The sequence below is a fragment of the uncultured Mobiluncus sp. genome (genome assembly GCF_947087965.1).
Taxonomy (GTDB): Bacteria; Actinomycetota; Actinomycetes; order Actinomycetales; family Actinomycetaceae; genus Mobiluncus.
In genome coordinates this window covers 99,129-125,196 of sequence record NZ_CAMUES010000005.1, presented here as the reverse complement: position 1 = coordinate 125,196, position 26,068 = coordinate 99,129, and the positions used below count along the sequence as shown (strand labels likewise).

26 protein-coding genes are annotated in these 26,068 nt (G+C 57.9%); 9 read left to right on the top strand and 17 right to left on the bottom strand.

What is annotated here, in order from left to right; genetic code table 11:
- Positions 1–48: 48 nt before the first annotated feature.
- From Q0V70_RS06630 to Q0V70_RS06585, 10 genes are all read right to left on the bottom strand, one after another.
- Positions 49–819, bottom strand: coding sequence for a hypothetical protein (locus Q0V70_RS06630; RefSeq protein WP_297589874.1), 771 nt, complete (start codon positions 817–819; stop codon positions 49–51).
- Positions 820–846: 27 nt separating this feature from the next.
- Entirely contained in the window at positions 847–2,202 is a 1,356-nt protein-coding gene (locus tag Q0V70_RS06625) for a hypothetical protein (protein WP_297589873.1), read from the bottom strand.
- Positions 2,203–2,249: 47 nt separating this feature from the next.
- On the bottom strand, positions 2,250–2,924 hold the full coding sequence (locus Q0V70_RS06620; protein ID WP_297589871.1) for a hypothetical protein: 675 nt from the start codon (positions 2,922–2,924) through the stop codon (positions 2,250–2,252).
- The gene (locus Q0V70_RS06615; protein WP_297589868.1) at positions 2,921–3,592 is read right to left on the bottom strand and encodes a hypothetical protein; all 672 of its coding nucleotides are present in this window, start codon (positions 3,590–3,592) and stop codon (positions 2,921–2,923) included. The genes Q0V70_RS06620 and Q0V70_RS06615 overlap by 4 nt, the downstream gene beginning before the upstream one ends.
- A gap of 48 nt (positions 3,593–3,640) precedes the next feature.
- Complete coding sequence (locus tag Q0V70_RS06610) at positions 3,641–4,507, bottom strand: metallophosphoesterase (RefSeq protein WP_297589866.1); 867 nt, start codon at positions 4,505–4,507, stop codon at positions 3,641–3,643.
- Between the two features lie 3 nt (positions 4,508–4,510).
- Complete coding sequence (locus Q0V70_RS06605; RefSeq protein ID WP_297589863.1) at positions 4,511–4,870, bottom strand: hypothetical protein; 360 nt, start codon at positions 4,868–4,870, stop codon at positions 4,511–4,513.
- A gap of 2 nt (positions 4,871–4,872) precedes the next feature.
- A complete protein-coding gene (locus Q0V70_RS06600; RefSeq protein WP_297589861.1) occupies positions 4,873–6,045 on the bottom strand; it encodes a HipA domain-containing protein in 1,173 nt (390 codons plus the stop codon).
- Positions 6,046–6,063: 18 nt separating this feature from the next.
- On the bottom strand, positions 6,064–6,279 hold the full coding sequence (locus Q0V70_RS06595) for a hypothetical protein (RefSeq protein ID WP_297589857.1): 216 nt from the start codon (positions 6,277–6,279) through the stop codon (positions 6,064–6,066).
- A 468-nt stretch (positions 6,280–6,747) separates the two neighbouring features.
- Positions 6,748–7,722 (bottom strand): hypothetical protein, encoded by a 975-nt coding sequence (locus tag Q0V70_RS06590; RefSeq protein WP_297589853.1) that lies wholly within the window; start codon positions 7,720–7,722, stop codon positions 6,748–6,750.
- 151 nt (positions 7,723–7,873) lie between these two features.
- Positions 7,874–8,575: a TetR/AcrR family transcriptional regulator gene (locus Q0V70_RS06585; protein WP_297589850.1), complete on the bottom strand. Its 702-nt coding sequence runs from the start codon at positions 8,573–8,575 to the stop codon at positions 7,874–7,876.
- A gap of 93 nt (positions 8,576–8,668) precedes the next feature.
- Between Q0V70_RS06585 and Q0V70_RS06580 the strand changes: the two genes are divergently transcribed.
- Positions 8,669–9,892: an MFS transporter gene (locus Q0V70_RS06580; RefSeq protein WP_297589847.1), complete on the top strand. Its 1,224-nt coding sequence runs from the start codon at positions 8,669–8,671 to the stop codon at positions 9,890–9,892.
- Positions 9,893–10,378: 486 nt separating this feature from the next.
- On the opposite strand, the gene Q0V70_RS06575 is transcribed toward Q0V70_RS06580, so the two are convergent.
- The 3 genes from Q0V70_RS06575 to Q0V70_RS06565 all read right to left on the bottom strand — a co-directional run bounded on the left by Q0V70_RS06575 (position 10,379) and on the right by Q0V70_RS06565 (position 14,533).
- On the bottom strand, positions 10,379–10,540 hold the full coding sequence (locus tag Q0V70_RS06575; protein ID WP_297590021.1) for an ATP-binding protein: 162 nt from the start codon (positions 10,538–10,540) through the stop codon (positions 10,379–10,381).
- A gap of 329 nt (positions 10,541–10,869) precedes the next feature.
- On the bottom strand, positions 10,870–12,156 hold the full coding sequence (locus tag Q0V70_RS06570; protein ID WP_297590018.1) for a metallophosphoesterase: 1,287 nt from the start codon (positions 12,154–12,156) through the stop codon (positions 10,870–10,872).
- Between the two features lie 43 nt (positions 12,157–12,199).
- Positions 12,200–14,533: a transglycosylase domain-containing protein gene (locus tag Q0V70_RS06565; protein WP_297589844.1), complete on the bottom strand. Its 2,334-nt coding sequence runs from the start codon at positions 14,531–14,533 to the stop codon at positions 12,200–12,202.
- A gap of 240 nt (positions 14,534–14,773) precedes the next feature.
- Between Q0V70_RS06565 and Q0V70_RS06560 the strand changes: the two genes are divergently transcribed.
- Positions 14,774–15,133, top strand: a complete 360-nt coding sequence (locus Q0V70_RS06560) for a WhiB family transcriptional regulator (RefSeq protein ID WP_297589841.1) — start codon at positions 14,774–14,776, stop codon at positions 15,131–15,133.
- A 75-nt stretch (positions 15,134–15,208) separates the two neighbouring features.
- Positions 15,209–15,367, top strand: coding sequence for a DUF4177 domain-containing protein (locus Q0V70_RS06555; RefSeq protein ID WP_282922509.1), 159 nt, complete (start codon positions 15,209–15,211; stop codon positions 15,365–15,367).
- A 36-nt stretch (positions 15,368–15,403) separates the two neighbouring features.
- Here the strand turns inward: Q0V70_RS06555 and Q0V70_RS06550 are convergent, their stop codons facing one another.
- The 3 genes from Q0V70_RS06550 to Q0V70_RS06540 all read right to left on the bottom strand — a co-directional run bounded on the left by Q0V70_RS06550 (position 15,404) and on the right by Q0V70_RS06540 (position 19,299).
- Positions 15,404–16,291 carry a Crp/Fnr family transcriptional regulator gene (locus Q0V70_RS06550; RefSeq protein ID WP_297589838.1) on the bottom strand — a complete coding sequence of 296 codons (888 nt, stop codon included), beginning with the start codon at positions 16,289–16,291 and terminating at the stop codon, positions 15,404–15,406.
- Between the two features lie 43 nt (positions 16,292–16,334).
- Positions 16,335–17,522: an ABC transporter permease gene (locus tag Q0V70_RS06545; RefSeq protein WP_297589836.1), complete on the bottom strand. Its 1,188-nt coding sequence runs from the start codon at positions 17,520–17,522 to the stop codon at positions 16,335–16,337.
- A gap of 139 nt (positions 17,523–17,661) precedes the next feature.
- A complete protein-coding gene (locus Q0V70_RS06540; RefSeq protein WP_297589833.1) occupies positions 17,662–19,299 on the bottom strand; it encodes a hypothetical protein in 1,638 nt (545 codons plus the stop codon).
- A gap of 186 nt (positions 19,300–19,485) precedes the next feature.
- Here Q0V70_RS06540 and Q0V70_RS06535 point away from each other — a divergent pair, with 186 nt between their 5' ends.
- The 6 genes from Q0V70_RS06535 to Q0V70_RS06510 all read left to right on the top strand — a co-directional run bounded on the left by Q0V70_RS06535 (position 19,486) and on the right by Q0V70_RS06510 (position 24,463).
- A complete protein-coding gene (locus Q0V70_RS06535) occupies positions 19,486–20,652 on the top strand; it encodes a hypothetical protein (protein WP_297589831.1) in 1,167 nt (388 codons plus the stop codon).
- A complete protein-coding gene (locus Q0V70_RS06530; RefSeq protein WP_297590015.1) occupies positions 20,652–22,109 on the top strand; it encodes a TadA family conjugal transfer-associated ATPase in 1,458 nt (485 codons plus the stop codon). Before Q0V70_RS06535 ends, Q0V70_RS06530 begins: the two co-directional genes overlap by 1 nt.
- Positions 22,109–23,335, top strand: a complete 1,227-nt coding sequence (locus tag Q0V70_RS06525; protein ID WP_297589829.1) for a type II secretion system protein — start codon at positions 22,109–22,111, stop codon at positions 23,333–23,335. Before Q0V70_RS06530 ends, Q0V70_RS06525 begins: the two co-directional genes overlap by 1 nt.
- A gap of 114 nt (positions 23,336–23,449) precedes the next feature.
- Positions 23,450–23,653, top strand: a complete 204-nt coding sequence (locus tag Q0V70_RS06520; protein ID WP_297589826.1) for a DUF4244 domain-containing protein — start codon at positions 23,450–23,452, stop codon at positions 23,651–23,653.
- A 2-nt stretch (positions 23,654–23,655) separates the two neighbouring features.
- Positions 23,656–24,090, top strand: a complete 435-nt coding sequence (locus Q0V70_RS06515; RefSeq protein ID WP_297589823.1) for a TadE/TadG family type IV pilus assembly protein — start codon at positions 23,656–23,658, stop codon at positions 24,088–24,090.
- Positions 24,074–24,463 carry an Rv3654c family TadE-like protein gene (locus tag Q0V70_RS06510; protein ID WP_297589819.1) on the top strand — a complete coding sequence of 130 codons (390 nt, stop codon included), beginning with the start codon at positions 24,074–24,076 and terminating at the stop codon, positions 24,461–24,463. Before Q0V70_RS06515 ends, Q0V70_RS06510 begins: the two co-directional genes overlap by 17 nt.
- A 183-nt stretch (positions 24,464–24,646) precedes the next feature.
- Here the strand turns inward: Q0V70_RS06510 and Q0V70_RS06505 are convergent, their stop codons facing one another.
- Positions 24,647–26,068: an MFS transporter gene (locus tag Q0V70_RS06505; RefSeq protein ID WP_297589816.1), complete on the bottom strand. Its 1,422-nt coding sequence runs from the start codon at positions 26,066–26,068 to the stop codon at positions 24,647–24,649.

Here is a 26,068-nt window from a genome sequence, read left to right as displayed (position 1 = left end):
GTCTTAATAACTAAACACTTGAATGTTCTCAAGTCGAGTGTCTGTAGTTCAGAGTCGGAGCTTGCGGATACGGCGTGTGTATTCCTTAATAATGCGGCGAAACTCGGCATTTTTCTGCTTGAATTCTGGGTCGTCCCTTTGGTTCGGCTCCGTGCGCCAGCCTGCAATGTGTGCCGGGTAGCGCAGCTGTCCTTTGACGTTGGCTACGGACTTGAGCTCGTAGTTTGGATCCACTTTCGACAGTTCCCGGTCAAGTTCATCGATGATGCTTATCCAGTTCGGCGGAAGATTCGAATGTGTTCGACGCGCCGTCCCGCGCTCCAAAGCGGCAGCTACACCCAGGGGAAAGCCATAGGCGTCGCACTCGACACCATCAATGGTCTGATGGTCTTCGAGGTTCAAGGGATTTTCCTTCAGCCGTTCTTTCAATGGTTTTGCTGAATGTGGTTCGGAAAGAAATCCGTAGCGGTCAACCCAGTCAATCAGTCGCTCACCGGGCCTTTCCCAAAGTCGCATACGAATCTCGATAAGTGAGCGCATTCGGTAAACGAAGTGACGTGGGCACAGGCAGGTTCTTGAAACATGCGTCGCTTCGTCGATATCGTCGGCAAAATAATCAGTCGTGGTCACGTCATAGAACATGGTAGCTTCCTCGGTGCAAGGCTTAACCAAGTTCCATTCACACCGCCTGGAGCCACCCTTGCGCTCCATTTTTTCAATAGGCGGAAAATCGACGTCGTCATGATGAAGCTTATCTTCAAAGAAGATAAGCTCCATCTCTTCTTCAATCATTTTCGGTTTCAACGTAGCCGTTGTCATTGTTCTCTCCTTACCTGTAGCAGCCCATTATTCGAAATCCACAATATGCATGCCGAGCCTTGCCTGGTTGTCCCGCATGTAATCCAGAAGGTCGATGGTTTTTTGGGCCTCAGTCTCGGCGATGTCATCGGAAATATCTATGTCCGGCATTCGCCATTCGCCCCAGCGCATATCGAAAGCACGCTGTAATCGCGCTTCACCTTGGAAGTAACGTATGTCTTCTACGATGATTTCCGCTTCATTGATGTCAAGATTGTTTTCAATCTTCAGTACGGCTTTTTTGGAGGGGATAAGCATCCCTGTTTGCGTTTCTTTGGGCTTTACAAGGTAAAACACGCCAGCAGAATCCGAATTTGCGGAACCGAAGTAATGCTTGAGTTCCGGATAATTTAGACCGATTCGGGAATAAATCCTCGCCAGGCTGCCATCTTCTAACCGCATTGCCAGGAATGTGCGGAACGGCATCGTGGGCTCAATTCCTTGAATCCCGTTTCCCTCGTAGCCTGCCATCCGCATCCGGACACGCTTAAAGTGATTCAGACGCATTGGTTCGACATCAAGGTGTTCGCATACGCGGGTATAGAAGTAGGGCCTTGCTATAGAATGCGCCACATCGCCTTCAGCGGGGGCATTGAGCAAGGGGTAAACCTCGAATTCCACTTGAGAGTCCGGAATGTCATTCAGAAAAGCAGCGATTTCCTGCGCGTTATGAAAATCCTCCACATTTGATTTGAACGTCCAGCTATCATCGATACCGTTTTCCGTCCGTTCGCATTGCTGCATGGGAAACGGCAGGTCCGCCCATGGCGCGGCCTTATAGTCTTCCTCCCAAACCTCCTCGCGACGCTCATGCGCATCCGCTTCAACCAGATTTATCCAAATCATTTCAAGTGGGCCAATGTATTGGTCCTCGCCATCAGGGTTGTGTGCCAGACTGTCCGGATTCCAATACTCTATGGCTTCGCCGTCCTGCCGAACCTTGGCCAAAATGCATCCCGCTTTGAGCGCAACAATGGAAACTGTTATGTGCCCATCAACATACGGGTCAACCCTCATGGTGGCAACAAACTCGGCGAACGCATCAGGTTCCGAATGTGGAGTTTGTGCCACAAAGTCGGATGCCTTCAGTTTTCCGTGCGACTGTGTCAGGTTAGGGTCACCGCCACAGAACTCTATGAGTTCGGCAAAACTCTTGCCTGCGCACATGGCGTCGTAATCCGCCTGGCTGGCGGCGGTAGCCAGGTCAGCCAAGGAAACCGTGTCCTGCTGTGAATCCAAATCAAAGGGCGGGGCCACCTCCGGCTTGTTGTCCGGATTGACCTTGCCTGCCTTTGATTTACAGATTTTTCGTTGTCCTGTCTTATTCTTGTCTTCATCGCTCATGATTGCTTACCTCCATATTCCTGTGCATAATCGCGTCGATTTGCTCTTCATCTAAGCGGCCTAGCTGAGCCCGTATTGATGCCCAAATGAACGGAAATCACACCGTCGTAGTATTCTCCTTTCGCTTGTGCCGTTCTCCAGTCAGCAAATGTCCCCACTGCAGTGCTGAATTCTTTGGCTCGAACCACTACCTCGTGGGTTTCCTCCCAGTAGGAGTTTTCACGCAGGGCAAGTGCCAGGCCCCCACGCAGTCGATTGATTTCGTTCTCAGTCAAACTGTGCAAAGCCCGAAATTCATTCAGTCCCGCGACGCTCGCCAACAGCAGTGTGTCTTGCAGATGCCGGTCGGGCTTGCTATCGCCAACATTCAGCAGCGCTGAACATTTGCCATATATCGCGCCCAAAAGGTCGGGTACTTGGATTACCCCGGTGCGCCCGGCAACCTCGACTTCGACCGGGCTCGAACGCTTCAACAGGAACTGCGCTCCCGCTGAGGTAACGGTAGTAACCCAACCTCCACTCGGACGCCGCCCATCAGAACGCCCCTCCTTCAAACCACGCGGTACCAAGATGTCAATGGTCGCATCCCCGCGAACCCAACGATGCGTGTTCCCGCTGGGTGCACCAACCAACGCGGTAAACCCGGCCTCACGCATCGTGGCCACGTCCACCAGCTCATGCCAAGACGCAGTCTGTTTCCCATAAGTCTGCAAGTGAATCATCGCTCCACCACCTTCCCAGTTGCCTCACGAATCAAGGCCTCGGCTTGGTCGTCGGTGCGCGGGTTGTTGTAGTCGAGCAAATCCGCCGCCAAGCGCAGGATACTCGGGCGCGGCAGCGCATCCACAACCCGCAGGAATACGTTGGCCCGAGCAAGGTCTTGCACCGGCAATAGTCCGCTCTCGCCGACTAACCGGTCAAGGTCACTTTCCCGAACATAGAGGTCAATAGTCCCCCCGGGCGATACCTCTTGCCTGTGGTTACTTACCTCGGTGGGTTGCGTTTCTTTAGACTTTCGGAGACTCTCAATGGCTTCGGGGTCGGCTCGAAACAGGCGCAGATTGCCGTTGCGGGCGGGGGCAAGGCGACGCAACTCGTCCAACGGTTCTGCGTGCAGGCGACGTGCCAGGATTTTGCCGCGCCGACGCCACTCCGGGGTCAAAGCCGACATGTCATCATCGATGAACAATGCCAGGCGTTCAAACCCCCCAGCCGTCAGGGGGCGTCCTCGAAACGGCTTTATCCCCCGACGTAAACGTTGACGCTCCACATCATCCACCACCCAAGAGCGCCCGACCTTTTGTGCCAGCAAGGTTCCTACCTCAGCCCGCAGGCGTACCGCTCGCGGGCTTATCCCCGCTAGAGACGCATACTCAGCAACAGACATCATGTTATAATCCTTCCGATTCCGGTATAGTAATACCACGAACGTGCTTCTCTATCCCCAATCTTCCGGGACCTTTGCGTCATCTGGCTCATCAACTATGTCGATGATTTCGATGTTGTCTGCGGGGTCTTTGGCTCCGTCGCAATCCAGGCCAAGCAGGGTTGGTTCATCGGGGACTTCGGGCATTTGGTAGTAATACTTATGGTAGTGGCCGTGGACGACCAGACGCGGGTGGGTGGCCGTCATGATGCGACCGAGCTTTTGGCGGTTCGCGGCCAGGGAACGCATGACCTCGAAGCTGGCCCATTCGGGTTTCCCCAGAGTGGCGAATGGATCGTGCTTGAGTGCAGGGCAATCGTGCGCAACCAGCACATTGATGCCCTCCCACGCGCTGGCGCGTTCCACGTCCGTGTCCGTCAACGCCTCATCGAGCCACCAGTCCAGACCCGGGGTACGCATATCTCGGTCTATTGAAGCCGCACCACCGACCATCAACCAACGCCGCCAATCCCGGCTTGCTTCTGGGAACTCCAGCAGAGAGCCGCGAGGCATGTAGGTTATGCGGTCCCAGGAGGGCAAAGGGCTGTCGAGTTTTTCATAGTCTTGGCTTTGTTTTTTGAGCACGGAGTGGTCGTCATGGTTGCCGTCAATGAAAACCATCTGCAGCCCGTTTTCGGCCAGAAGATCATTCATGGGGGTGAGGAAACCATCCGGAACATTGTCCCAGTTCGGGAAAAATCCCAGGTCGCCCACGTGCACCACCAGTTCGATGTTTTGGGTGGCGATGTGGTTCAGGGCGAACTCCATCCAGCCCACGTTGGCGTGCCAGTCCCCGCACACGGCCAGGCGTCTCACCCCGGTCGCGACCACGCGCCGGTCCCCAGGGTATTCCAGTATTGCGTTCGTTGCCTTGCTCACGGCTCAGCCCTCCTTACCGTAGTCATAGATGCTGCTGGTCTTGAAAGTCGGTAGGGTATGCCCCGACCAGACACCAGGATGCAGCACGCCAGAGCATTGGTCAGGACGTATGCCCGCCATCTCTGCCGCTTCCTCCAAGTGCTGACCAGCAAGCTCGACCATTTCCTCGACGATTTCCTGGGCCTCATCGCGGTCGAGACCATACGACTCGGCGCATCCAATGAGTATGTCAAGGTTGGATGCGCGTTCCCCGTTGGGCCCGTATCGGATTCTTCCTTCCGATTTTGCGACCACAAACTCTATGTCGCCAACCTGGACGGTTTCTCTGTCCCAGACCCGCCGCGTAACTATGATTCTTTCCATCACTACCCCCTCCTTTTGCTTTTCAAGTGCTTTGTAATCAATTCCAGTTGCTTGTTATCCGCCCCGACCTCAAGGCGTGCCGCATCAAAAGCCGCGCCTATTGTGTCGTTGACTTTCTCGACCGCCTGCTTGACCATGCTCCAGTCCGCGTCGGTCACCTCAGATACCGCTCTCCAGTCAGACATCTCGACCTTCTGAAAGTCCGATTGTTCACCCACCGGCATGGAAAGGTTCGGCCCGTATTCCGGGTAGGCAGCCATGGAAATCAAATCGTAGGCCGGTGCCAAGTGATGTCCGTCCTTGTCAATCAAAAAGGCCCAATTTTTGGCGTGCGCATCCGTGTTGCCTATCGCCACAAAGAACGCCAGCCGCAGCCACGCCCCGACCTCACTCCCCGGGTCCAGGCGACGAATTGTCTGCATCAGCTCAGGGATGGCGATGTCGTACTTCAAGAAGCGGGCCTTCCCCAGGGCTTGTAGCAAATCCTCTTGATGCAGACGTGCGACCGTTCCGTCCGCGCCACGCACCCGGTCGTAGCGTTTCGCAACAAACGTGCGGGTGCCACCAAATTGTTCCAGGGACGTTTCGACAGCATCCAGGCCGACACGGCGTGCCGTCAGCGAGACGACATGTTCAACATAATCCAGGTTACGGGTCCGCTTGATGGAGGGCTTGAAGATGTGCGTGCTGGGGACATTCCACGCCGGAAGATACCAACGCCCATTCTCACCCAAAGCGTAAGTCGTCTTCGGGAAACTTCCCGACAAGCAGGCCGAGAAATAGTCCGGGCCGCAAACCTTGTCACGGATTCTGCGCAGATGCTCACCAATGTTAGCCTTCGTGGTTACACGAGGCATCTGCTTCGGCTCCGGATGAGTTTGCTTTTCAAAGAAAGAAAACGCCCCCGCAGTATCCTTACCGATTACCTCTAAGGCCCTATCAGCATAAGAAGTGGCATGAAATGCTAAGGCCAAAACCTTGTATTCGATGTTTTCCGGGATAAGCCCCATGAACCAATTCATGGACTTACCCTGAATGTCCTTAATCTTGCCGTTACGCAAGGGAATCGAGGCAGACACAGGGAAAGCACCCTCCCACTCCAACCATTCCTGACTGTACCGGAACTGGCCGCTCAGCCAGCCGACCTGACAGTCACCAAAATACACGTTAGTCATGGTCCGTTCCTTTTCCTTCTAGGCATCCTCACGGTTGAATACCAACTCCCAGTATTCCTTCTCCCACGGAACAGGTGTATACCCCCACTCGTCGTAGTAGGCATCGTCACCTTTGAATGCGTAATCGAAGTACTCTTGCAAGTCAGCAAATTCCAATGCTTCAGGGCATAATTTGAGAAGCTCTTCGCGGTAGTCACTCAAAGGGTAAACACTGATTTCTTTTGTTTCGCTCATTTCAGAGTCCTTTCTGTGAGCTTTGAGCCGGGACCGTCCCATCTCTGAACAACATCGTGTGGGGAATTTCTGATGGTCTTTTTTGGCCAATCATTTTCCACACACCTATATACGTGTGGGGGGAGCATCCTTTTTCTCCGTTGATTTTTTAATTTTTCCCGCGATTTCAAGGATTTGATGCCAAAAGTTTGTCCTGACATTTTCATACCCCCCTCGCATTCTGTTACATCTTTTTATGACTTCAAGGAGACGAACGCCTCTTGTTTTCCTTTGCGATTGCTAAACTCTCCATCGCTGGAATCATTATGAAACCACCCCCAGGGGCGAAATTTTGAAAATGAATGCACTGAACCCCCTGCAGGAAAACCCCGATTGCTCGGGTCGTTATTGCTGGTGCGGCCTAACGGCCCAGTGGTCAAGCGGCACGCTGCTCAGTGGTTCAGGGGGCGAGCTTTCTGCGAGTTCAACCTAGGCGGCGACGAGCTCGACGATGTAGGCCACGGGCGGGCAAAATACCCGCCAGGGGGTGAATGGCGAGGTCCCCAGGCCGGGGCTGACGCAGACGCTCATGCTCGCCCGGTCCGGTTTCCCGGTTCCGCTCTCGATTCCATGGCATGTATCGGCTTGCCACTCGAACAGGCCGGAGGCAAACTGGGGATCCAAATCACAGTTCGTCACCAGGGCGTGACCTCCCGGCAAACAAACCTGCCCCCCGTGCGTGTGCCCGCAAAACACCAGGTCAGTACCGTCTGTGAGGAACTGATTCAGCACTCGCGCATAAGGGGCGTGGGACAGTCCCAGACGGACGCTGCGGCCGGTGGCCCGCAAGTATTCATTGGAAAAGCCGCCCTCACCAGCGCTCACCTCACCCCGGTGCGGTACACCACCCCTTGTGACCCCGGCTCTACCCGACCCACCAGCGCTGGCCCCGCCCTGGTGCGGTCCATCACCTCTTGTGACCTCGCCACTCGCGACCTCGCCACCTTGACCGCTCCGGCCCGCGCCACCGCTCGAACCTAGTGAACTCGAGCCGCCGGACTCAAAACCGACATAACGGTCGCGGCGTCCGTGCGGGTCGTTGACCCCGCTGAACTCCAGGCGCACCCCGCGCACATCCAGGCTGCCGTTCGCATTATTCAGGTCCAGCCAACCGGAATCGGCCAACAACCTGCGGAGCCGATTGCTCTGACCAGGCTCGCCAATCCATTCCGCGATAACCATTGCCGACATACGCGATGTTTCCTGGAGCAACGAGCCGACTTTGGTCTCGTAAGCATCAAAACACGAACCCCTCCCAGACCGTTGATAACGCGACTGTGAATCCGCCCTAACAGCACGCGCCACCGTGTTACGCGCCAACCCCAAATCCCTAGCAATCTGCGCTTTCGGAACACCCGACCGCGCCAAAGACCGAATAACATCCCAATCATGCAACGAAATCACACTCCTAATCTGACAGAAGTGCTCAATTTTCAAATGCCAAAACTGCTCACATTTCAGATGCCACTAACAAAGGCTCTGCTCTTAGCTGGATGTCTTGCGATTTTGGGCAATATTTTATGCGTATTGATGAGTTCTCTTGCTCACGGGTTCGTTAGGCGTTTTCGCGAGGCAAGATCGCTATCTCTAAACCGGCGAGTACGACTTCTATGATGATTTCAAAGTATTCCTGACTCATGCGATCTTCGTTTTTCGGGTTGGCTAGCGGAATTAAGTAGCCCTGGATGATGTCAGCCAGCGTTGTGGAGCAGGCAGCTAGGGGCTGAAGTTGGGTAATCATTTGGCCTAGGTCGTGGCGCTGTTCCTGCTTGGTTGGGCTGCGCAAGTTGCGAGCAGTAATGCTCCACAGCATCGTGTTGATGATAATTGAGTATGCGATGTGAATGTACTTGCTAAAACCAGCATCCCGTAGTTTTTCGTAAGCCACCTCCAAGATTGGTATAAACGCGGCGTCCATATGTCCATACATCAGTTTGTCGGTGACTCCGGGAAATTCAAGAAAGACGGGCCTGACATTTTCTGCTAGGGAGATGAACCAATCTTTCCATTCCAGCTGCTCGTCCGGTAGCTCGATGGTGCTAGCGATCTCGCCTATTACAGAAGCGGTAATGGCGTCACGGTTTTGGTAATGGTGGTAGATGACAGAGGGAACTACTCCCAGACGCTGCGCAAGGTCACGAATCGACCATTTTTCTAGACCGCACTCTCGGGTCAGTTCCATTGCGGTGTACATGATCTTTTCCTGCGTCAGCTGGGCGCGTCTACCCGTGTTTACCCGCTTGTCTTTATTTCCCACGAAAACAGCATACCCTCGACCTCGACAATACTAGAACATTGTTCTAGTATTGTTTCAGCTTGATTGGTAGCTCACTTTGGAAAGGATGTTTTAATGTGCGCCACTAATGAACGAAACGAGAAAGTCGAATCAAAAATAACGGGACTGTTTCCCCTGTTTTTGACGGTGTTACTGGCATATATGGGGCAGATGATTCTTAATCCAATTCTGGCTCCGCTGTCGCGCGAAATCGGGTTGAAGGAATGGCACATTGGCGCCACCATTTCGTTAGCTGCCATCATGTTCTCTCTTACCTCCACCAGGTGGGGACGGGTCTCATTGCGGTGGGGATCTCGGCGCATCTTGCTTATTGGCATGCTTGCCGGAATCCTGGCTCTAAGCGGATTCGCTATGGTGGTGTGGCTAGGATTTAAGGGTCTGCTCACCGGCATAGCGTTGATTCTAGGAGTAGTCATAACTAGGGGCGTGTTGTACGGCGGTGCCATCGCATCAGTATCCCCAGCAGCGCAAACCTACGTTGTGACTCATACCTACAATGAGACGCAACGGGTAAAAGGTCTGGGAGTCTTGGGCGCTGCACAAGGATTCTCGTCTATTCTTGGAGCCTTATTGGGTGGCAGCCTTGCAGCTATAGGAGGTTTCATGATGCCCTTGCTGGTGATGCCTCTGGTCATGCTTTTAGGCGTTGCCGTTTTGCTGCTAACATTCAAACCCACAGGTGGCGAAGAAAAAGTCGGTCAACCGGCAAAAGTTTCCTATTTTGATTCAAGAGTATTCGTGTTCCTGGCTTGCGGTTTCCTAATGTTTACCGCTTTTTCTACCGTGGCTACACTTTTCGGCTTTTTACTGCAGGATGTTTTGAAGCTAGCGGCCGGCGCAACAGCAGGGCTCACCGCTTTGTGCATGTCAATAATGGGTGTGGTGATGATACTGGCGCAGGCCTTGGTGGCTCCAAGGTTAAACTGGGGTGCTAAAAAGCTCTTTAGAAGAGGATTAATAATCGTTCTTCTCGGGTTACTGCTCTTGGTTTATCCACTAAATCTTGGACTGTTCATCGTAGCCAGCATCTTGACAGGCTTTGGTCTAGGCCTGGCGATGCCTGGCTACAACACGGCGCCTACTTTGCAAATGAAGCCCGAAGAGCAAGGTGGGCTGGCCGGGTTGATTAATGCTAACAATGGTGCAGCCTATGTAGTGGCACCGATAGCCTCCACCGCACTTTATGGACTCTCTCCGTGGCTACCAATGACATGTTGCACAGTCCTGATAGCTGCGGCAATTTTGCTGAGTTTTTACCATCCCGAGTTCCGCGAATAATCTCTTTATGATTAGAAGCACAAACCATAAAAATCCCTGCTAAAGCGTGTTGACTTCAGCAGAACTATGATGTCTAGTCGCTACGGGATTCAAACAAACTCAAACGTCTCAAAAACCCCATGCAAACACGGGGGCATTCAGCTCAATCGCTCGTAATGGTGTGTACATTCTTCTTGGTAATGGCCCTGAAGCTATTGAGAACACTTGGCGCTATATAGGCAAGACAGAAAACTTTGTAGAGCGTTTACGCGATCATGACAAAAAAGAAACCACAGTGGAAAAGGTCGGGTTAATACCCAAAAGTTATTATTGCTAGCTTGCAGCGGTCTTTTAACGAGGGACATTGGGGTTGTCTAGAAGCCCGTCTGATTGATATCGCTAAGAATGCTGAGCGCTGTTCTATGCCCGATAACAAGCAAACCCCTCGCAGCAGTGTCGGTGGCGGTTGAAAATGGTGCGTTTTTGGCTGTTGAATTTTGAGCAGTTTTATTTTACTGGGTTTGGTTGGTCGTGGTTGCGCAGTCGGTAGGATTTTCCGTTGGTTTGCAGGACTTGGGCGTGGTGGACTACGCGGTCGATTATTGCTGTGGCTATGGTTGTGGAGCCTAGGATTTCTCCCCATTGGCTGAATGGTAGGTTGGAAGTGATTATGAGAACTGGTGAAGTGGCTGGTGATTCACGAGACTGCCACCTCGACAGAGGGCATATGCACGAACGACCAATTTCAAACCAAAAAGCATTAAACTAAACAACAACCATTGCAACCACCACCAAAAACCGCCTAACGGTACCAGCCTATGCACACTAGGTTGATTATCAACGCTTCAGTGAGCGAAAATGCGCCGCAGAACCATTTTGAACCCCCTGCAGGAAAACCCCGATTGCTCGGGTCGGCATTGCTGGCACGGCCTAACGACCCAGTGGTCAAGCGGCACGTGGCTCGGCGGCTCAGGGAGCTAATGTTCTGCGAGTTCGACCTAGGCGGCGACGAGCTCGACGATGTAGGCCACGGGCGGGCAAAATACCCGCCAGGGGGTGAATGGCGAGGTCCCCAGGCCGGGGCTGACGCAGACGCTCATGCTCGCCCGGTCCGGTTTCCCGGTTCCGCTCTCGATTCCATGGCATGTATCGGCTTGCCACTCGAACAGGCCGGAGGCAAACTGGGGATCCAAATCACAGTTCGTCACCAGGGCGTGGCCGCCCGGCAAACAGACCTGACCCCCGTGCGTGTGCCCGCAAAACACCAGGTCAGTTCCATCCGAGAGGAACTGATTCAGCACGCGCGCATAAGGGGCGTGGGACAGTCCCAGGCGGACGCTGCGACCGGTCGCCCGCAAGTATTCATTGGAAAAGCCGACCTCACCAGCGCTTGTGAAACCGGCTCTACCCGACGCATCAACGCTTGCCTCGCCCTGGTGCGGTCCATCACCTCTTGTGACCTCAGTCTTACCCGGCCCACCGGTACCCGTTACCTCGGCTTCTCGTGTTTCACCACCGCTTGTGACCCCGGCCGCGCCCGTTTCACCAACGCCGACCCCGGCTTGGCGCGGTTCACCAACCCCATCGCTATCAAAACCAACATACTGATCTCGATGCCCATGCGGGTCGTTAACCCCACTGAACTCCAGGCGCACCCCGCGCACGTCCAAGCTGCCGTTCGCATTATTCAGGTCCAGCCAACCAGAATCGGCCAACAACCTGCTGAGCCGATTGCTCTGACCAGGCTCGCCAATCCGTTTAGCGCCCGCAGAGCCCGACCCGGATTTTTCGCTGGTACTCCACAAATATTTCAACGGATTACCCGCGCGGCTGGCGTAGAAATCATGATCTCCGAACACGTAGGCCCCCGGCACCCCCGAATCGATAAACGGCTGCAGCGCCGGGGCTGCCAAAAATTCATCCCCGTAACTCGATGACAACATATCCCCGGTCAAAACGACCAGATCAAAGTCCGTTCCCGCCCGTTTCGCCAGTTCCCGCAACCAGCCGACTAAATCCTCGCGGCCGCGATATAAATGCGTGTCCGAAAGGTGCAACACCCGCAACCCCGGAAACTGCGGCGTACCCGCCACCCCAAAACGCGGCACTTGTGCATCGGATCCCGGCGCAGCAATGGAACGCAAAGCCCGTCCGGGCACGGGAACCGTCAAGTGACGCAGCTGGTAGGCACGGGAGGCGCGCGCGGCACTCCACGCTACAGCTCCTGCCGTCAGCGCCCCAACTTTCATTGCGTTCCAGGTGCGGGTCCACAAGTGGGAGTCCATCGGATTTGCCTTCACTTTCCTAGTGCGCCGTTTATTTCGCTAGTTATTGTGCCGGAGGCGCAGGTTGCGCAGGAGCTGAGGGTTGAGCCGGAGCTGGCGGCTGCGGAGCGGGAGGCGCCGGATTGTTAGCGTCCGGATTCGCTCCGGGGTTCGCCACGCCCTCACCGGGAGTCGTCCCCGGACTACCTGCGCCGCTGCCGGGTGCAGCCGGGTTGGCCGAATCCGAAGGCGTGGGAGTGGGACTCTCCTCGGTCTTGGGCTTGTAGCCTCCGCCCACAAACGTCCCCGTGGAGCCCAAGCTAACCTTTGGCAGGGGCTGAATAGGAACATCCTGCAAAGCGGCGGTCATGAAAGTTCCCCAGGTCGGGGCCGCGATGGAAGAACCGTAGAGGGAACCGTAGTAGCGTCCCCCGATGGTTTGGTGTCCCACCGGGATATTCGCGTTAGCGTGCCCGACCCACACCGCGGCCGCCAGTTGGGGGACAAAGCCGACAAACCAGGTGTTTTCGTTGTGGTCGGTCGTGCCGGTCTTGCCCGCAGCCGGTCGGGGAATAGCAGCGGCCCGCCCGCCCGCGTGCAGAACTCCCTCCAAGGTTACGGCCACTTTGTCGGCCACGTCGGGGGTCAGGACTTGGTGACAGTTCGCATCGGGCACGTTATAAGATTTCCCGGAGGAATCCGTAACGGAAGTGATGCCGATGGGGTCGCAATAGACTCCGTGAGCGGCGTAGGTTGCGTAAGCGCCGGCCATCTGTAGCGGGGTGGCAGAACCGGCGCCGATAACGAAAGAGGGTTGCGGCGTGAAGGGCGAGCCGTCAGGTTCGGTCACCCCCATCTTGGCGGCGGTTTTTGCGATGTCGCACAAGTCCAGTTTGGTCGCCATGTTCGCGAACACGCCGTTGATGGAGTTCGCGGTACCGGCAGCAATAGTCATAGCGCCTTTCTTAGCGCCGCCGGTTTCTGAAAAGTTCCATACATCGGCCAGTTCTGGGGCGCAGGAAATCTTCCAGTCTTTGGCGGGAATGCTGTAGCGTCCCCCGGCTTGGTCATAACCGCCGTAACCGTCGATGTACCACTGGGTCAGGGTAAAGACCTTGAAGGTCGATCCGGTCATGAAACCTGCCGAGCCGCCGTGAGCGTAGTCGCCATTGTAGGAGTTTTCGGTCACCGCGTTGTTGCCCGGGTCGACACCGTAGTTGGTGTTTTGGACCATGGCCTTGATTTTGCCGGTGCCCGGCTCGACGCTGGACAGGGCAATCTTGACGTCAGAAGGGTCACCCACCGGGATGCGCCCGGTAATCGTACTGTAGGCGGCGTCTTGGGTTTTCGGGTCAAGGGTGGTTTTGATATTGAGTCCGCCGCGCAGCAGCAAGCGTTGGCGTTCCGCATAGGTGGCGCCAAACTCTGGGGAGGACAGGATTTCCCCTACCACCCAGGAGCAAAAGTATGAGGCGTTGCCTGCCAGCCCACACCCCTGTTGCTGGGTGGAGACGTGTAGCAGTTCCGAAACTGGCATTGACTTGGCCTTTTTGGCCTGTTCCGGGGTGATGTATCCGTCACGAGCCATCGCGTCCAGCACGAGTCCCTGGCGTTTGGTGGCAGATTCGGGGTGCGCGATGGGGTCGTGTCCGTTAGGGGACTGGGGGATTCCCGCTAGCAGGGCGGATTCGGCGAGACTGAGGTCTTTGGCGGACTTAGAGAAATAGTGTTGGGCGGCCGCTTCTACCCCGTAGACCGAGGGCCCGAACTGGGCGATGTTCAGGTAGCCCTCCAGGATTTCGGACTTGGTCATCTTTTGTTCCAAGCTCATCGCCAGTTTGGCTTCCCGGGCTTTGCGTTCCAAGGTCGTTTCGCTGGCGGCTTCAATCATGTCCGGGTTACCAGCGACCCGGCCTTGTTCGATGAGCAGGTTTTTCACGTATTGCTGGGTCAGGGTCGAAGCGCCCTGCAGGTCGTTGCCGGCCAGGTTGGACAGGATGGCTCGGCTCATGCCCTCAATGTCGACGCCTTGATGCTCCAAGAAACGCCGGTCCTCAATCGCAATAACCCCTTGTTGCAGGGTTTTGGCGACTTGCGCCAGGGGAACCACGATGCGGTTTTCCGCATAGAACTCGGCGATGGGAGTGCCGTCAGCAGCGGTGATGATGGATTTCATGGAAGGTTGCGAAGTGGTGAAGTCGGCGGGCAAGTCGTCGAGGGTTTCGGCACCTTTGGCGCTGACGATAGCCGCGGCACCGACCACGGGCAGAGCCAAACCGGCGGTGAACACGCCCGCGACCGCGCTTGCCGCCACGAAAGCTACCAAAAGAGCGAGGACTCGCGACCTACGGGTCTTGGGCAGTGCGGAAGTGGAACTGGCTGCGTCATTTTTCCCCATAGGTCAATCCTAAAGGTCGGGTGCGATTCTTTCTAAATTAAATCAGGCTACGGCACCGGATTACTTGCCCTGGCAATGTTGTGTAAAGAATCTATTTCAATTTAGTTCAGTAAATGTATTAGTTCAGTATGGTGTATGCAAAATTGTCTCGAAATATCTGCAATTTTTCGCCCTTGAAATTCCCTTGACCGGCGGCTAAGCTATTTAAGGCAAGCTGGCTTTCGAGAAAGAAAGATTCATATGTCAGTCAATGAAGACCAAACTTGGGCGGCCAAAGCATTGTGCGCAGATCGCCCGCCGGATCAACTTTTTGTCCAAGGTGCAGCCCAACGTGAAGTCCGTTCTATGTGTTACGGATGCCCTGTCCGCCTGGAATGCCTAGCCGATGCGCTGGATTCCCGAGCTTCTTTCGGAGTTTGGGGCGGTTTGACCGAACGGGAGCGCCGCGCGATGTTGCGCCGCTACCCAGAGGTTCGTTCTTGGGAAACTTGGTTGCGCGAAGCCGATGATGAGCTAGCAGCGGAGCTGCGAACGAAGCACGCTCCCCACGTGTTGGCTCACGTTCGCGCGTCCCGCCGTGCCGTAGCGCTCTCCAAGTAGCGTTCCGCCAGCGTTTATTGTCCAAGGGTGGGTTGTCTTTTTTTGGCTTGGCCCGCCACGGTTTAGGCTGAGTTTATGACGAAGTGGGAATACTTGACGGCACCGGTGATGGTGCACAACACGAAAGCGATTTTGGATCAGTTCGGTGCGGACGGCTGGGAACTGGTGGCGATAGTGCCAGGACCGGGCGGCGGGGATTCGCTGGTTGCTTACTTTAAACGCCCTTTGGCCTAGATTTTTGCGCTTTTGGGCGCGGGTCGTGTCCGCAATCTACGAAGCCCGGTAGCGCAGCCGTTCCTCATTCATGATAATAATTGACCTGCGCTTTTGAATGATCCAGCCGCGCGAGATGAAATCTGCCAACACTTTGTTGGCTGTCTCTCGGCTAGCTCCGGCCATCTGACCCAGCTCCAGCTGCGACAGCCCGTGCGGCAATCGCACCCCGGTGGCGGGAAAATCGGTTCCTCGCAGGGTTTCGCTGACTGTGTCCGTAGCTCCCCCCGGCATTTGTCCTGACAATTGCTCGTCTGTGTCGCTTTCCAACGGTTGCCCGAACTTTTCCATCAGCTCCAGCAAAGCAGCTGCGATACGTCCTGGCACATCCACATCTCGCAGCGCCATGGTGCGCTGGTAGAGCAGCTCAGTCTGCCGGTTCAAGGCCCGCAGCAACTCCAGATATAGGGCCTGATGCTTTGCCAGGTATTCCCCTGCATCCGTGACTAAAACCCAGTCCAGCTGTACCGGTTCCACGGTGGTTGCGGTGGCAAACCATGTCCGGGCGGCGTTTCGCGAGGCTGCACCGCTGGTACTGTAGGAATCCTCGGTTTCCGGTTTGCCGGACTGCTCCGGTGCAACGGGAGAATGCTGGAGGAAGTTGTCGCCGCCCGACCCGTCTTTTGCAGGAGAATCGGTCAGGGCATTGAGGCCGATGGTGTCTGTCGGTCCCAGGACTTCCAGGAGGTGGTCGCGACCCATCGATGTGGCGCGGGTCAACTTAACTTTTCCCGAATGCAAGTGGAAGATGCGGTCTTGCACGCTGTCCTCGGCAGCCAAACAGAATCGCGAATCCAAAGCTGACTCATGGACCTTGCCGCCCAGCCCCGCCAGCACTTCCGCCCAGATAGCACCCAGGCTTGTTACACCGCTGTTCCTTGCCACCTAAGACTTTCCTTATCTAAATGTTTTGGGTTGTTGCCGGGGGCTAAGCGTTTTCGGCGCGAGCCAAAGCCTTGTCGGCGATTTGGTCAACCCGGCCTTTGCGGCGGGCGGTATGTCCCACCACGCCAATCATGATTAACAGCACACCGATAACAAAGAATTGGCCCGATGCGCCGGCGGATTCAATGAGGTAGCCCAGCACCTTCAACGCCATCACCGGGCTATCTTGCATTCCCTGCAAGGTACTGCCCATCGCGCCTTTCACCACTCCGGGGACCACCACGAAAGCGCCGCCCAGAACGCAGAGCGCAATTCCAGACACAAACATCCCCAGTGAGGATAACCGCACCACCATACCTATGAAGATGACTGCTGCCAGACCCAAAACCAGGAAGATGAGCCCTTCCAAGGAGTATTTGCCCGTCTCCCAAGCGGAGTGGTTTGAACCGTAGAGCAGTCCTCCGGCGTGGCGTAAGAATGCCCACGCCAGGGGTACTCCGATGAGGCTAATCAGCAGGGACCAGGCATGCGCGCCGGCTCGGCTGATTTTTGCCGGTTTGATAGAGGCTCCGGCCAACATCGTGGATTCATTGAGTTTTTGGTCTTCGTTACCGAGAAGTTGTGCTTGACGTGGTTGCCATTTCGGGTCGGGTTCTTCCGTGGTTGCAGTGTCGTCAGCAGTCGCGGCAGCTGGAGGGGTCGGACTGGGTTCCGCTCCTAGGAGGGACTTGCGACGCACTACCGTGGTTTCCAACTCCTCGGCAGGCGGCGCGGGAGTTATTTCCTCGTTCTTGGAGTCAACCACGTCAGTGGTAGAATCCTCCGTTTTTGCGATGGTTTCTTCGTTCAGGAACGATGACCAGGCTTGCGTAGAGGTGTCACTCACCGGGTCCGGTTCTGGCTCGGGTGCGGGTGCGGGTTCTGGCGCGGGGGCGCCGCTGTCTGTTTCCTCAACCTGGGAAGTTGCCACGGTATCCGCGTTATTATCAGTAACTGTGGTTGACTGTACCTGGGGTTCGTTGTCCTCAACCGGATTGGTGACTGATTCTTCGGGGGTGGGTGCGGTTTGCGGGTCAGCGCCAGAGTCGGTATCGGAGTCTGTACTGTCTTTCGCAAAAGCTTGCGCCCATGCCTCTGCAGCATCAATTTCGCCGTCCAAAGACTTGTCGGCGCCCTCGGACGCGTCACGCAGATAGTCAGGCAATTCTGCCGGCTGATTTTCTTCGGTCACGGGAATCTCCCTTCGTCAGTCACCTCGGAAAACACGTTAGCGCACGAATCAGGCCATTCTCACTAGGCGCGCTGGGAAAAACTGAAGAAAGCAACGAAAAACCCGGGCAAACCGCTTGTGAACACCTTGAAAAAACCGGCTAAGCCTCCGCGAGATCCGCCTTTTGATCGCGTTGACCCGCTTGACGACACCACCACAGCGTTAGAGCGCAGGCAATGAGCACAAAACCGAATGTCGTCAGCGGTCCGCCGGATACGTGCATAGAAGCGGTGAGGTGATCGGAAAGGAACCTGACCAGGCGCTCGGCCCAACCGGAAGTTGAGGCCTCTCCGAAAGCAAGAATTATCCCCGGAATAATCCCGCAGGTCACGCCGGCAAACAGCAGGCCCGCGGCGGATCTGGAACCCGAATAAACCGCTATGAACAGCAAGAGGATACCCAGAATCGGCAGCCCGTAAGTGGCGACCGCCGGCAGCTCGGACAAATGTCCGCTGGCTCCGGTGATGACCGCCAAACGATCATGGAGCGGAATCAGCGCCAACATGCCCGCAATCGTGCAGATGACAGCCACCACAATCGCCAGGAAGTGATACTTCAAGCGTGAAGGCGGGGCAATGGGGGCGCCGGGCTCACGGTCGTTAGTTTCGCCGAGTTCGTGCTCCAGCAAGGCGAAGTCCCGCCCCTCCAGATAGGCGATTTGAGACGCCAAAGACGCCCCGACCATGACTATTGCCATGGTGGGGAACAATCCAGAAGCCGTCAACGTGGAAACTCCATCGAGGAAATCCCACCACAGCGAGTACTGCGAAGCTCCCGTCAAAGTGTCGTTGTGGGCGGCGACCAAGCCGCGAATCGGGCTGGCCAGGACAGTCAGCAGCACGGGCCAGAGCGCGGAAATCGCCCAGGATAGCGACGAGTAGTAGCCGGTGACCACACCGGTTATCGACAGCAGTGCGGTTCCCGCCAAAATCTCAAAAATACCCAAGAATATAGCGACAGCTCCCGCGCCGTAACTGGCATCCATCACGGTTTTCGTACCCCAAATCAGAAAAGCCATCGCGATGGGCGCCACCAGCATCCCGGTGAGGATACCGATGAGGTTGGCCCGTAAGGTACTGGGCGGAGGATTCGGGGTCCCGGTTTCCGCTAGTGTCCGGGACTGATCGCGCAGGTAAGCAAACCGTTTCCACGTGCCGGGCCGCTTGGCAGGTGTCTCGGAGGGGGCGGGTTCGGGGCTCAAGTCATGGGGAACCTGTTCGACTTCGTTTTGAGCTGCGGCGGCAGCAAGCTCGGTCCTCCAAGCTGCGGTCTCGGCCTCGTCGATTTCTTCTTCCGGCAAGGCGGTTGGGGTGTCAGCATCGTTCGAGGTCAGTGGAACAGGGCTTGGCTGGCTAGGTTGAACGGGCTGGGGGGATTGCGCGGTCTGAGCGGGGGGGACGACTGGGGGTATCCCGACAGCGGGACTTGGCTGGCCAGGTTGAACAGGTTGGCCAGGCTGACCATTCGGTTGGGGAGTCGGGGAGAGTTGCCCTGGAGGAGTCACCAATCCGCGCCGCACCGCGGAACGGGGCGGCAACACGCGAGGCTGAACTGTTTTTTGTTGCGGGCGCGGGAAAGGAACCGGAGGATTGCCCGCTGTTTGACTGGGCGGCAGGGAAACGACCGGAACCTGCGGGCGGGCACGAGGAGGCAACGGTTGCCCCTGGCGGCGTTGCTGCGAGCCGCCGGCCTGCCCGGGAACCGGATTCCTGGGAGGCTGCGGAAGGTTTTCAGACACCGAGCCATTGTATAACGCGGGACTGAAGCTATACATATCTTCCCCAAAATTTGGTCAAGTTTTCGCGGTTTTCCCAGTCAGTCACCCATTTCATCACGTTATCCACAGGGCGGTGAATTCGGGGTTTTCCACAGGTAAAAATTTTTCCGTTTCAGGTCTGTTGCACGGCGGCGAAAACTTGGGGACATGGTCAATACCTCCAAAACGGTGACGCTGCTGTGCGAACCGCATGAGAAAGCGTGGCGGGAGCAACTCGAAATGCTCGCCACGCTGGCGGGTGCCGATTTGCGGGTCGCGACGTCACGAGACTGGTCAGGGACGGATCCCGGCCCGGTCTTTTGCTCTACTCAAGCGGCCGACGCCTGTCCGGGTCGACTCACGACCGGAACCTACCTGGTGCGTCTGCAAGGCGAGACCGGCGGAGGCGCGCAGACGCGGCCTGCTCTGGTGTTGCCTGCCGATGAACGTGAAGTGCTGGGCCTCATGCTCCAGCAGTCCGGCAGCGCTTTCACCGTGGCGGTTCGCGGCCTGGTGCCCGGAGTCAATACGACGGTCATTGCTGGGTTGCTGGCGTACGCCCTCGCGGTGGCGGCAGAGGGCGAGACCGGTGGCGAACGCACTCGTGAACACCCGCGAGCAGGAGGGCGTACCCACAACAAAGGGCGCGGGGGCAGATACGCGACCGGTCGCGACTCCCTGCGCGATGGGGAGGGGCGCAGCAGTGCTGCCCCGGTTTGCTGGGTGGACTGCAGCGGCTCCTACCTGCCTTTAGACGCTTGGGTGGCGCCAGTCAACGGAGCGGATTTGGATTGGAGCGCTTGGCAGACCACCGGGCAAATTCCGGGGTTTCGCGCCGCAGCGGGGCTACCCACCTGGGAAAACGTGGCGTTGTTGGGCGGTTCGGGGTCCATAGTTCGCCCGGAGACCATCCCGAGCGTACTGGGAGATTTAGCGGGATTTTTCCCCTGCCTCGTGCTGGATTTGGGTTCCGGAGCCGGAGCGCCGGCGCTATCCGGGACGGGTTCGCCGCACGGAACAGTGAGAACGGATGCCATGGTGTGGGTGGCGGATTATTCCCGCGCGGCACTGCAGGCTTGGGAAACGCTACCCCCTACGGTGCCCTCACCCGCACACCTAATCGTGGTCCCCGGCGGAGGTTTGCCCCCGCGTCAAGCCCGCCGGGCGCTGCGCGAAATTCACCCGGAAATCGCAGTTTCGGACTGGTCCTACTCCACGCGAATCTGGGACAGTTTCGGCCGTGACGGACTCACCACCCCGCTGCCCCGAAAAGTGGCACACCTCACGGAAAACTTCGCGGCAGGCTTGCTGCATTTGGAACAGAGGACACGATGATGAACATTACCGAGATGAGACGCCTGGTCGCGGCCGGTTTAGACCCGGCGCAGGCCGTTTTACAGACAGCTCCGGCCGCCACCACGACCAGCGAGTTGGCGCAGGGCGCTCGCGGGCTGCGCCAATCCCTAGAGGGGGTTGATGAGCCGCTCGGTTCCCTGCTGACCCGACCGGGGGTCACGGATTTGCTGGTCAACGGCCCCGAGGAGGCTTGGATAGATGCCGGTGCGGGTTTGGAAAAAGTGCCGGATTTCTCCATGGGGTCGGCGGTGGCGCTACGCCGGGCAGCGGTGCGGATGGCGGCCGCGGCCGGACAGCGACTCGACGACGCGACCCCGATTGTCGATGCGACCCTGCCTTCAGGAGTGCGTCTGCACGCCGTGCTACCACCGCTGTCGGGGGATTCGACCGTGATTTCGTTGCGGATACCCAGTCCGGTGGCTCTGCCATTGGAGGCGGTGGTGGCGTCCGGCATGGTTTCCCCATGGCTCGCTGAAGTGCTGCGCCGATTGGTGCAGGTGCGGGCCTCCGGGTTGATAACCGGGGCTACCGGCACCGGGAAAACGACTTTGCTGGCGTGTTTGCTGGGATTGGCGGCCCCCGATGAGCGTCTCATTTGCATCGAGGAGGTTTCGGAGCTGCGCCCGGCCCATCCGCACGTCGTCCATTTGCAGGCGCGGGGTGCCAATGTGCAGGGGGCTGGCGGCGTGTCTTTGTCCGATTTGGTGAAGGCCGCGATGCGGATGCGTCCAGATCGTTTGATTTTAGGTGAGGCCCGAGGTGCCGAGGTGCGGGAGATGCTGTCGGCGTTGAATACGGGTCACCGCGGCGGGTGGGCTACGGTTCACGCCAATTCAGCTCTGGAAGTGCCGGCGCGTTTGGAGGCTCTGGGAGCTTTGGCGGGCATGAGCCGCGAGGCTTTGTGCGCCCAATCCCTGCCGGCTTTCGATGTCATCGTGCATCTGCGCCGGTTTCGTAACCGGGACGGGCGGGTGCGTCGCGCGGTAGTGCAGTTGGCGCGTCTGGCCCGCGGTTCTGACGGGGCTTTAGCGGCAAAAGCGGTGTTGAATTTCGATCCTCAGACCGGGGCAGTGCAGCGGTTGGAGGGCTGGCGGGACTTTGCCGCTCGGTTTGAGCTGCCTGAGCCGCCGCGAGAATCGGTACCGACTGTTTCCCCTGCGGTAGGCTCCCCTGCCATCGGAACGGACGCACCTAGGCTCGGCTCCGACCTTGTGAGCCCGAAACCGGAACACACGGACCCGGAGCCTGACCTTGTGCTTTCAGACGCGACACTTGTGCACCCAGACCCGGAACTGCCAGAGACCAACCGGGTTGCCGCCCCGACTCCGCCACCGAAATGGCAAGTTCCCCACCTGGAATGGAATCCCGTGGGCGAGCGCAATCAGACGTCTGCCCAGTTAGCAAACGATTTTGCGGAGTTCAAGGGGGTGCGCTGATGGATTCGACACAGCTGGTTACCGTGGTGGTGGCCGTGGTACTGCTCGCAGGCGCGGGACTGTTAGCAGGAATCAGTTCGCGCAGCGAGCGTGACACGCAACCGTGCAACCTGCCCTCCCGCGCCGGGACAGAGGGCGTTCGCGGCGCGAAAGATTCGGGTGGGGCACCGCACTGGCGCGCAAGGTTCTCCCGGCGAAGCGGGCGCCCGGCACAGCAAGGGCTGAGGGATTTGGAGGTGGGGCTGCTGTGTGCGGAGATCGCCACCCGTTTGGAGGCGGGCGCCAGTATCGAAAACGCCTGGTCCACCACCTTGCACCGTCTGGATGCGCGTCTGGATTTCGCCGCGATCGAAGCCTTTGTGGCTCATCCGCAGCCGGGACTGCGAGAACGCTTCGATAACTTGCGAGCGGGGCGAGCGGCGCAAGCAAACCCACTGGCTCGGGTTCGCCACCCTCAGGCGACAGCTCAAGCCTTGCGGGGTATGTTGATTGCCACTCAGGTAGCGACCCAGGTAGGAGCCCCTTTGGCCGAGATTTTGAACCGGGTTGCGGACGGGATTGCCGCCACGCTTGAGACGGCTGCGAAACGTCACACCGCGCAGGTTGGTCCCAAAGCGACCGCTCGCCTGCTTGGGGTGTTGCCTTTGGCGGCGCTGGGAATGGCCCAGTTTATCGGGGTGGATGTCATCGATATGGCTTTTCGAGGCGGTATCAATACCTGGATTTTCGTTGTCGGTCTGGCCTTGATGGTGGCGGGAAACCTGTGGTCAGCAGCCATGATCCGCAAGGCGACGGGCATCACGACACCAGGCCTCGATCCGACCCTGGCGATGGACATTATTGCGGCTTGTCAGCAAAACGGGGTGTCTTTGACGTCCACTCTGCAGGCTGTGTCTGCGGCCAGTGAGGAACCGGATTTGGCGGTGGTGGCGCGAATGCTGCTGTTGGGGGCGGACTGGGATGAAGCGTGGGCGCAGGCGGATGCCAAGTGGGTTGATTTGGCCAGCGTGTTGCAGCCGGCTTGGGAAGAAGGCGCGTCCCCGGTGCCACTGCTGGTGCGCGGGGCTTCGCGAACTCGGGCCGCCGAGATTCACCGGGCTTTAGACGCGGCGGAACGTCTGGGGGTGCGGCTGATGATTCCCCTGGGTGTGTGCCTGCTGCCAGCGTTTTTTGCGCTGGGGATTGTGCCGGTGGTGGTGTCCACGATTGAGGAACTCATTTCGTGAGAGCCGAAAACAGACTTCCCTTTGTCAACACACAAGGGGGTGCCAGTTAGTCACCGTGGCGACTGGTGGTCGCGCGGAAGGTCCGCGAGACAAATCGGAAAAAGGAGAAAGAAAATGAACAAGGTTAGCGCATTGCAAGCGAAAGCAGTGTCTTTTTGGGCTCGTCTGAAAGGCGAGGAGGATGGCATGGCGACCGCGGAATATGCCATCGGTACCCTGGCGGCGGCCGCTTTTGCGGGATTGCTGCTGATGATTATGAAGGGCGGCGAATTGAAAGACGCGCTGCAGTCCATCATCGAACAGGCTCTGCAGGTCTGAGCATGATGATGAATGTCGGGAAAGGTTGGCGTCAACAGTTCAGTCGGCGCCTGGTGCGCCGTTGGCTGGCTCACGGGCGACGCCTCAGTTCAGAAGACGGGATGGTTACGACCGAGCTCGCGCTGACCTTCCCCGCAGTCATCATGATTGTGGTGACGTTGGCGTTGACCGGAGCAGCCGGAATGGCGGGTGTCCAGGTCAACGCGGCGGCGCGGGCAGCTTGTCGGTCGGTGGCGATTGGGGAGGACAGCGCGGCGGCGGTGGCAGCCGGCAATCGGTTGCTCGGGGGTGCCGGGGGTTCGGCTGGTGCGGTGAGCGTCAGCACCAGTGGCAAGGACGTGCAGTGCAGCGCTACCAAGAAAATGCCCGCGATGCTCGGAATGCTCGGCATGAGCGCAAAAGCGCAGGCGGTGATTCCTCGTGAAGATTCATGGTGAAACAGCCGGTCAGGGGTTACTCAGAGGGAAGCTGCGTGAGGAGCGCGGTTCAGGAACGGTCATGGCGTTGGGGCTGATTCTGTTGGGGTTGGCTTTGACCTTGGGTTTGGCACAAGTCGGGGTGGCTGCGGCGGGCGCCACCGCCGCTCATCAGGCCAGCGATTTGGCTGCCATTGCCGGGGCTACAGCGGTATTGACCGGTGGGGACGGTTGCGCGACCGCTGGTGAATACGCTACCAAGAATGGTTCTCACCTGGAGACTTGTACGGTTTCCGGGTGGATGGTGACCGTTCGGGTGGCAAAACCGTTGAAAATCGGGCTGGTAGCGGAGGCGCAGTCGACGTCCCGGGCAGGTCCGGAATTCCTGGGCTAGGAGGTCTGGGTTGGGCGCGCGTTCTGGCAGGTCTGGCCACTAGCTTGAGGTTCGGGCAGGTCTGGCAGGATTGGCACTCTGGCAGCGCTGGAAGACGGGCGAGCCTTGCGAGTTTGCCGGGTTTGCCGGTCATGCCAAAAGGTGTGGCCCTGGCAGGCCTGGAAGTCCTCGCCGGGCGCGCGCTCAGCTCAGGCTTTGGCGCACTCGGGCGGCGGTGCCGCGCGCCCAGCCGGTCGTGGCCACCACCGCGACGACGGCAACCGCCGCCCCCAGGGCGATGGTGATGTACCAAGCCGGGTGGGCAGCCTCGTGAATGGGCAGGCCGCGCGCCACCCCCAGGTTCATGAACGCGCCGAAGCCCGCAATGCCCAGGGACATGCCGATTTGGCGGGCGGTGGAAGTCGTGGCGGAAGCGACCCCGGCTTGGCTTTCCGGCATGGCCACCAGCACCCGGTTCGTCACCGGCATATTCGTAAATGCCAGCACCACCCCGGCCAGGGTTGTGGCCACGAACAGCAACACGACTGGGCCGGTGCTGTTCAGGGGTAGCAGGCAGACGCCCAACAGCAGGGTGCCGATGCCAGCTACCAGGAAGGCCGCACGGTAGTTTCCCGCGGCGACAATGCGTCCCGCCGCGACGGCCGCAACCGTGTTAGCAAGCGCCAGGGGCAGCATCATCAACCCGGCCTGCAACGGGGTGAAACCCAGGTCAAGCTGCAGGTAGAGGGCAAACACGAACATGAAGCCACCGTGGGTAATAAAGACGAACTCCATGATGGACAGTGACCCGACGAAAGGAACGGAACGGAAGTAACGAAAATCCAGCATCGGCCAGGGCGTGTGGGTTTCTCGCCACACGAAACCGAGGGAGGCCAGCACGAATATCCCCGCCAGAACCCACTCGCCGAGACCAAAAATGCCTTCTCCGAAGCTGATGATGTCATAAGTCAGAGCACCCATGAGGATGGCGGTCAAAATTTGGCCGGGAATATCCAGGCGGCGCCCGGTTTCATCACGCGATTCGGGGACTTCCCGGATGATGCCCGCCAAGGTCAACGCCAGCAGCGGGAGCGGCGCCCAGAACACGGCACGCCAATCGACCCAGGTCACCAAGGCTCCAGCCAACACCGGCCCGGCGGCTAGACCGACTCCGAGCAGCGCATTCCAAAACCCGATGGCTTTCGCGCGTTCCACCGGGTCGCGAAACACCTCGTTGATGACCGCGAGGCTGATAACCGGCAGCATACAGGCTCCCAACCCTTGCAAGCCGCGGCCGACAATCAGCACCAGCGGCATCCACGCGGCGGCAGCCAACACAGTACCGGCCGTGAAAGTCGCCATGCCCACAATCATGGTGCGGCGGCGTCCGAAACGGTCGCCCAAAGCTCCGGTCACCATCAGCATGGCCGCTAAAGCCAGGGCATAAATGTTCAAAGACCACTGCAGTTCCCCGGTGCTGGCGTGCAAATCCGTCCGAATCGCCGGTAGAGTCACGTTCATTGCGTTCAGATACAGCTGGGTACATACGACAGTCATCGAGCACACCAACAGCACTCGTTTGCGCCGCGCCGGCGTTAAAGCGTCAGCATCATCCCTAGAAGCCAC

Bases quoted from the DNA above. Each gene is read 5' to 3' on its own strand.
- Q0V70_RS06630 (WP_297589874.1), bottom strand. From the start codon at position 819: ATGACAACGGCTACGTTGAAACCGAAAATGATTGAAGAAGAGATGGAG.
- Q0V70_RS06625 (WP_297589873.1), bottom strand. From the start codon at position 2,202: ATGAGCGATGAAGACAAGAATAAGACAGGACAACGAAAAATCTGTAAA.
- Q0V70_RS06620 (WP_297589871.1), bottom strand. From the start codon at position 2,924: ATGATTCACTTGCAGACTTATGGGAAACAGACTGCGTCTTGGCATGAG.
- Q0V70_RS06615 (WP_297589868.1), bottom strand. From the start codon at position 3,592: ATGATGTCTGTTGCTGAGTATGCGTCTCTAGCGGGGATAAGCCCGCGA.
- Q0V70_RS06605 (WP_297589863.1), bottom strand. From the start codon at position 4,870: ATGGAAAGAATCATAGTTACGCGGCGGGTCTGGGACAGAGAAACCGTC.
- Q0V70_RS06600 (WP_297589861.1), bottom strand. From the start codon at position 6,045: ATGACTAACGTGTATTTTGGTGACTGTCAGGTCGGCTGGCTGAGCGGC.
- Q0V70_RS06595 (WP_297589857.1), bottom strand. From the start codon at position 6,279: ATGAGCGAAACAAAAGAAATCAGTGTTTACCCTTTGAGTGACTACCGC.
- Q0V70_RS06580 (WP_297589847.1), top strand. From the start codon at position 8,669: ATGTGCGCCACTAATGAACGAAACGAGAAAGTCGAATCAAAAATAACG.
- Q0V70_RS06570 (WP_297590018.1), bottom strand. From the start codon at position 12,156: ATGGACTCCCACTTGTGGACCCGCACCTGGAACGCAATGAAAGTTGGG.
- Q0V70_RS06565 (WP_297589844.1), bottom strand. From the start codon at position 14,533: ATGGGGAAAAATGACGCAGCCAGTTCCACTTCCGCACTGCCCAAGACC.
- Q0V70_RS06560 (WP_297589841.1), top strand. From the start codon at position 14,774: ATGTCAGTCAATGAAGACCAAACTTGGGCGGCCAAAGCATTGTGCGCA.
- Q0V70_RS06555 (WP_282922509.1), top strand. From the start codon at position 15,209: ATGACGAAGTGGGAATACTTGACGGCACCGGTGATGGTGCACAACACG.
- Q0V70_RS06535 (WP_297589831.1), top strand. From the start codon at position 19,486: ATGGTCAATACCTCCAAAACGGTGACGCTGCTGTGCGAACCGCATGAG.
- Q0V70_RS06530 (WP_297590015.1), top strand. From the start codon at position 20,652: ATGAACATTACCGAGATGAGACGCCTGGTCGCGGCCGGTTTAGACCCG.
- Q0V70_RS06525 (WP_297589829.1), top strand. From the start codon at position 22,109: ATGGATTCGACACAGCTGGTTACCGTGGTGGTGGCCGTGGTACTGCTC.
- Q0V70_RS06520 (WP_297589826.1), top strand. From the start codon at position 23,450: ATGAACAAGGTTAGCGCATTGCAAGCGAAAGCAGTGTCTTTTTGGGCT.
- Q0V70_RS06515 (WP_297589823.1), top strand. From the start codon at position 23,656: ATGATGATGAATGTCGGGAAAGGTTGGCGTCAACAGTTCAGTCGGCGC.